At 70.4% G+C, this 6,487-nt stretch carries 6 protein-coding genes; all 6 read right to left on the reverse strand.

Annotated elements, in window-relative coordinates; all coding sequences use genetic code 11:
• The 6 genes from ACZYZ9_RS21355 to ACZYZ9_RS21380 all read right to left on the reverse strand — a co-directional run bounded on the left by ACZYZ9_RS21355 (window position 1) and on the right by ACZYZ9_RS21380 (window position 6,381).
• Complete coding sequence (locus tag ACZYZ9_RS21355; protein WP_463828267.1) at window positions 1–504, reverse strand: hypothetical protein; 504 nt, start codon at window positions 502–504, stop codon at window positions 1–3.
• Window positions 505–650: 146 nt separating this feature from the next.
• A complete protein-coding gene (locus ACZYZ9_RS21360) occupies window positions 651–1,478 on the reverse strand; it encodes an LmeA family phospholipid-binding protein (RefSeq protein WP_463828268.1) in 828 nt (275 codons plus the stop codon).
• A gap of 25 nt (window positions 1,479–1,503) precedes the next feature.
• A complete protein-coding gene (lpqB, locus tag ACZYZ9_RS21365) occupies window positions 1,504–3,246 on the reverse strand; it encodes an MtrAB system accessory lipoprotein LpqB (RefSeq protein WP_463828353.1) in 1,743 nt (580 codons plus the stop codon).
• 14 nt (window positions 3,247–3,260) lie between these two features.
• Entirely contained in the window at window positions 3,261–4,955 is a 1,695-nt protein-coding gene (mtrB, locus tag ACZYZ9_RS21370) for an MtrAB system histidine kinase MtrB (protein ID WP_463828269.1), read from the reverse strand.
• A 26-nt stretch (window positions 4,956–4,981) separates the two neighbouring features.
• Window positions 4,982–5,668: a two-component system response regulator MtrA gene (gene mtrA, locus ACZYZ9_RS21375; protein WP_015354856.1), complete on the reverse strand. Its 687-nt coding sequence runs from the start codon at window positions 5,666–5,668 to the stop codon at window positions 4,982–4,984.
• Window positions 5,669–5,748: 80 nt separating this feature from the next.
• The gene (locus tag ACZYZ9_RS21380; protein ID WP_463828270.1) at window positions 5,749–6,381 is read right to left on the reverse strand and encodes a dTMP kinase; all 633 of its coding nucleotides are present in this window, start codon (window positions 6,379–6,381) and stop codon (window positions 5,749–5,751) included.
• Window positions 6,382–6,487 lie beyond the last annotated feature (106 nt).

A 6,487-nucleotide genomic window follows, 5' to 3' on the forward strand; every position in this document is an offset into this window, starting at 1 on the left:
TCACCGGGTCGGACCGGCGATGGCAGCGCACCCGGTCGCCGTCAGGGTCGACCCGGTCAGCACAGCGGAGATCGGCTGTTCCTGGGCGAGGGCCACCGGCACCGGCGGGCCCGGCAACACCACCGGATCGGCGGCCAGCGCCGGCGGTGCACTCGTGGGCACCCCCTTGCCCGCACCCGCGGCCTTGCTCAGCGGGGCGGCCGCCAGACCGTCGGCGGGCAGCGCGCCCGCCCCGGCGATCGGCACGATCGGCGCGACCGGCAGCGGCGGCGCGACAGGCGCGAGCGGCACCGCGGGGACGACCGGCGCCAGCGGCACCGGTGCTGCGACGGGGCCCGGCAACGCCATCGGCGCTACCGGCGCGGCCGCCGCGAGCTGGTCGACGCAGCCCGCGCCGCCCGTTCGCAGCGGGGTGGCGGCGCCGTCGGGACTCAACGCCAGCGCAGCCCCGCACAGGCCCGCGCTGACCGCAACCGCAACGCTGAATCGCTCCAAGTGCCGCAACGCCGTACTCCCTCATCAATGCCCGCTTCTGCGTGACGATTTCGAACGGTATCGGCGCATACGATCCGGGCAAACACGCGTTGCCGAACCGATACGGAGCTCGTGCCGTGCCGTGATCCGGCCGTTCCCGGCCGGAGATCCGTCCGCTAGTCGGAGCCCCACCACAGCGAGGGCCAGCTGAAGCTGAACGCGCCCTGGCTGAGCCGGGTGAGCAGTTCCTCGAGCGCCCGCAGCGGCAACTGCATCCGCCATTCCGGCAGCAACCCGGACACCTGCAGGGTGTCCGAGGAGAGCTCGACGCCGGTGATCATCAGACCGAGCGGCAGCTCGGGCAACGGCACCTGGTAGGCGGGCGTTCGCACCGGCAGCTTCCACCGGTGCCGGCCGGTCACCACCGCACGCGGCCGCAGCCACAGCGTGCGGCCCGTGACGTCGGCGTCGACCTCCAGCCCGCCCCAGGCCGGCTGCCGGGCCCACCGCAGGCGGGCCGTGCCGTCCTTGCCCAACTCGCTGCGCAGCTGTGGAGCCACCTGCCGCAGCACTCCGTCCAAAACCTCCTCGGAAAGCGCCGTCGACAGGTTTGCCGGAGCCGCCACCACCAGCGGCGGGACACCCGGGCGGATGTGCACGTTGCGCAGCACGGCGACGGCGCTCTGCAGCCGGTTCTCGTCCCATCTGATGTCGCGTGCGGCCACCCGGACCTCGCCCAATTGGCCGACCGGCAGGCCCTGCGGGTCCAGCTCCGACTCCAGTTCGGTCACCGTCAGCACCACGTCGTGATCACCGATGCGAACGGTCACCTCGTTGCCGACGAGCAGTTGCTGCAACGTCGCCAACAGCGTCCGGTAGGGCACCGCGGCCGCCTGCGCGGCACCGGCGCCCACCGACGGCAGGCCCGTCGACGACCACAATGAAGTCAGCGCCTCCAACGCGCGGAACGCTTCATCCCAACGCAGGAACGGAACCTTCGGCATCGCCTCAAAAGCTATGGCAGGGCGCTCAACCCGGCAATACCGGGGCGGCTCCGCCGACCATCAGACCGGCCACCTCCGTCCAACCCTGCTGGTTCTCGGCGGCCGAAGCCGAGTACATCAGCACCCCCTGCGGCCCGGCGACGTACACCGCGGAAGGGTTGGCGGCGATCGCGAACAGCGGGATCTGCAGGCCGCGCGACGGCGCGTCGGAGTTCACCCCGTCGAGGTTGACGTAGGACACCGGGTGCGTGGCGTCGTTGCGGGTCACCACGACGTCGTCGCTCGTTCGCCAGTACAGCGACACCACCGAGGTGCCCAGACCGAAGCCGAGCCGGCGCGGATAGGTCAGCGCGAACTGGCCGGCCTGGGTCTGCTCGACACCGGCCAGGATCACCTGTCCGTCGATCACCATCGCCGCACGGGTGCCGTCGCGGGACAGCTGCAGGTCGGTGATCGGTCCCGGGAAGCGGGCCGAGACCGCGGTGGAATCCACCGGGATGCGGGCCGGCTGACCGGACGCCGGCTCCTGGATGGCGCGCAGCACGATGTTGGCGTCGACCACCACCCACACCGCGTCGTCCAGCGACCAGCTCGGGCGGGTCAGGTTGTGCCCGTCGGCGGACTGCACCGCCTCACCGCCGAGGTCACCGATCCACAGCGACGCGGCCATGTCCGGTGCGCCGCGACGCAGCGTCACCACCGAGGCGACCTGGTGACCGTTGCGCGACAGCGCAGCACCGGTCTGATCGCCCATCCGGCCGAACGCGCCGGCCAGTGGGGCGATGTGCTGCCCGTCCAGGGCCACCATCGAGCCGTTGATCAGGGCATGCAGCCCCGCGCCGGCGCCGTCGGCGACCCCGGGATCGGTGGCCGCGACGTCGGAGGTGGTCCAACCCTGGGCGAACCTGTCCTCGAGCGGGGCGCCGTCGGCGTTGATCACATACGGACCGCGGATGTCGGCCCGGGCCAGCGTCCAGATGATCTGCGCGGCAAGCAATTGCCTGCTGTGCGGATCGGTCGTGGCCAGCTTCTCCAGATCGACCCGGGCGCCGCCGTAACCTTTGCCGATGCCGCTCTTGCCGCCGTCGGCGCGGGTCACCGGTCCGCGCAACCGCAGCGGCGGGGCCAACAGGTTGCGCACCGTGTGCGCCATCTCCGGGCGCGGTCCGGCCAGCAGCTTGGAGACCAGTTCGGTGGCCAGCTGGTCGTGGTCGGACACCGCGACGTAGCGCGGGTCGGGCACCACGGTCTTGCCGGTGGGGTCGGCGAAGTACAGGGTGTTGCGCTTGTAGGTGGCCTGGAACTGCTGCCAGTCCAGGAAAACGCCGTTGGGCAGTCTGTCGATGCGCCAGCCGCCCGAGGTCTTGACCAACTCGATCGGACCCGGGTCCGGCAGCTTGCCCTCCGCGGTCTCGAACACCCCGATGTCGGACAGCGAGCCCAGGATGTCGGCCCGCATATTGGCCGAAACCCGTTCGGCGCCGCGGGTTTCGACGAAAACCACATGGTCGATCAGCAGGGCGCTGCCGGCGTCGTCCCAGCCGTTGGACGCCGACTGGGTGAGGAACTGCCGCGCAGCCAGGTGCCGGTTGGACGGGTCGGCGGTGGCCTTGAGGAATTCGCGCAACAGCACGTCGGGATCCATGCCCGGGGTGGGTTTGGGCAGGTTCGACGGCGCCGGACGGTCCACCGTGCCGATGGCCTGCGGCGCCGACGAGCTGGGCACGCTTGCGCAACCGGCGAGTAGCAGAGCCGCCGAGACGAGCATCAGCAGTCCCCGCATCAACCGCTCCACTCCGCGTGCTCACGGTGCCGGGTGATCGGTTGCGGGCCGGTCGGGGTGAGCGGCTGCGCCGTCGGCTGCCCGTTGGTCTGCGGGATCGGTTTCATCGGCAACGGGCTGGTGGTCACTTTGTGCCCCCGCACCAGGGGCAGGGTCAGCCGGAAACACGCGCCCTCGCCGGGCTCCCCCCAGGCCTCCAGCCGGCCCTGGTGCAGGCGCGCATCCTCGATGCTGATCGCCAGGCCGAGCCCGGTGCCGCCGGAACGGCGCACCCGCGACGGGTCGGAGCGCCAGAACCGGCTGAACACCAGCTTCTCCTCGCCGGGCCGCAACCCGACGCCGTAGTCGCGCACGGTGACGGCGACGGTGTCCTCGTCAGCCGCCATCCGGATGCGCACCGGCTTGCGCTCGGCGTGGTCGATCGCATTCGCGATCAGGTTGCGCAGGATCCGTTCCACCCGGCGGGCGTCGACCTCGGCGATCACGCCTTCGGTGGGCATGTCCACCAGCAGCTCGATGCCGGCTTCCTCGGCCAGGTGCCCGACGTTGCCCAGGGCGCTGTTGACGGTGGTGCGCAGATCGACGGCCTCGACGGACAACTCGGCGACACCGGCGTCGTGCCGGGAGATTTCCAGCAGGTCGTTGAGCAGGCTCTCGAACCGGTCCAGCTCGTTGACCATCAACTCGGTGGATCGTCGCAACGCCGGATCGAGGTCGTCGGCGTGGTCGTAGATCAGGTCCGCAGCCATGCGCACCGTGGTCAGCGGGGTGCGCAGTTCGTGGCTGACATCGGAGGTGAAGCGGCGTTGCAGGTTGCCGAACTCCTCGAGCTGGGTGATCTGGCGGGACAGGCTCTCGGCCATGTCGTTGAAGGACAGCGCCAGCCGGGCCATGTCGTCTTCGCCGCGCACCGGCATCCGTTCGGACAGGTGCCCCTCGGCGAAGCGCTCGGCGATCCGCGATGCCGAGCGCACCGGATTGACCACCTGCCGGGAAACCAGCAGCGCGATGCCGGCCAGCAGGACCAGCAGCACCACACCGCCGGTCGCCATCGTGCTGCGCACCAGCGAGATGGTGGCCTGCTCGGAGGCCAGCGGGAAGATCAGGTACAACTCCAGGTTGGCCACCCGCGACGACGTCGGACTGCCGACGATCAGCGCCGGCCCGGAGAAGCCCTCGGTGTGCACGGTCGCGTACTGGTATGCGGCCTGGCCCGCCTTGACGAAGCCGCGCAACGCGCTGGGCACCTGATCGACCGGCCCGGCGGTGGACGCCGCGCGCGGCCCGTCGCCGGGCACCATCAGCGCCGCGTCGAAGGCACCGGCCAGCCCCGCGCCGGAGGCGGGGTCGGTCTTCGATGTCAGCGTGTTGCGCGCGAGCTGCAGGCTGCTGTCCAGCGAGCGGGTCTCCTCACCGTTGACGATGCCGGTGACGGTGTTGCGGGCGCGCTCGATCTGATCGATCGCGGCTTTGACCTTGATGTCGAGGACCCGGTTGGTGACCTGGCTGGTCAACACGAAACCCAGCGCCAGGATGACCGCCAGCGACAGGCCGATGGTCAGCGCCACCACGCGCAGCTGCAGCGACCGGCGCCAGACGACGGCAACGGCGCGACTGACGGCGCTCATGCCCCGCGGCAGGGGACCCGAACGCCCCCAACGACCTCGACTACGTCGCGGTGAGCGCCAGATCACGCGTAACGCTCACTCATCGCGCGGGATCACGGAGGTCCGGCCTTGTATCCCACTCCTCGAACGGTCAAAACCACTGTCGGGTTTTCGGGGTCTTTCTCGACCTTGGCGCGCAGGCGCTGGACGTGCACGTTCACCAGGCGGGTGTCCGCCGGGTGCCGGTATCCCCACACCTGTTCGAGCAGCACATCACGAGTAAACACCTGGCGCGGTTTGCGCGCCAACGCGACCAGCAGGTCGAACTCCAGCGGCGTCAGCGAGATCTGCTCGCCGTTGCGGGTGACCTTGTGCGCCGGCACGTCGATGTCGACGTCGGCGATGGACAGCATCTCGGCGGGCTCGTCGTCGTTGCGGCGCAGCCGCGCCCGCACCCGCGCGACCAGTTCCTTGGGCTTGAACGGCTTCATGATGTAGTCGTCGGCGCCGGATTCCAGGCCGAGCACCACGTCGACGGTGTCGGTCTTGGCGGTCAGCATGACGATCGGCACACCGGAGTCGGCCCGCAGCACCCGACACACGTCGATGCCGTTCATGCCCGGCAGCATCAAGTCCAACAGCACCAGATCGGGGCGCAACTCGCGCACCGCGGTCAGGGCCTGAGTACCGTCGCCGATGACCGCGGTGTCGAAACCCTCCCCACGCAACACGATGGTGAGCATCTCGGCCAGCGAAGCGTCGTCGTCGACGACGAGAATCCTTTGCCTCATGGTGTCCATGGTGTCACCAGATCAGGACAAAACCGTCGCACCACACGGGCGTTTCGTGATTGATAAGCGCAAATGGCGCCCAAAATGCACTATTCGGCCACCACAGTGGCGGCCAGACCGTCCGGATCGACGTCCGCGTCCACGACCCGCCACCGCCCGCACCAGTGCGCTGCCGCCAGTTCGGCGTAGACCGCACCGGTGCGTCGCTGCAGTCCGTCGTCGCGTTCGTAGCTGTCGCGGGCCCGGCCCGGGTCGCTCGCGGCGCGGCTGCGCGCCCGCTGGTCGGCGAGTTCGGCCGGCACCGCGAGCAGGATCTGCCAGTCCGGCGCGGGCAGCGCCAGCCGGCGGTATTCGAGCTGTTGCACCCACGCCGCGGCCGGGCCGGACGCACCCTGGTGCAACCGCGCCGCGCTGTAGGCGGCGTTGGAGGCCACGTAGCGATCCAGGATCACCACGTCGTGCTGCTGCCCGAGCCGCGCGATCTCGTCGATCGCGCCGACCCGGTCCAGGGCGAACAGCGTCGCCATCGCGTACACCGAGTCGGCGAGGTCGCCGTGCTGTCCGTGCAGCGCCTCGGCCGCGAGGTCGGCGGTGATCGACTGCCCGTAGCGCGGGAACGCCAAGGTGGTCACCGATTTGCCGGACGCCTCGAACGCCGTGCGCAGACCCTCGGTCAACGTCCGCTTGCCCGAGCCGTCGACGCCTTCGATCGCGATCAGCACGGCGCGAGCTTAACGCCTGCGCGTCACGCTGGCGTGACGCTCGACGTCCACAGCCACACGGGCGTGACGCTCGGCGGGCAGACGGGGTCCGGCGCGCGAGCTTAAC

This window comes from Mycobacterium sp. IDUB_28 (assembly GCF_055419285.1).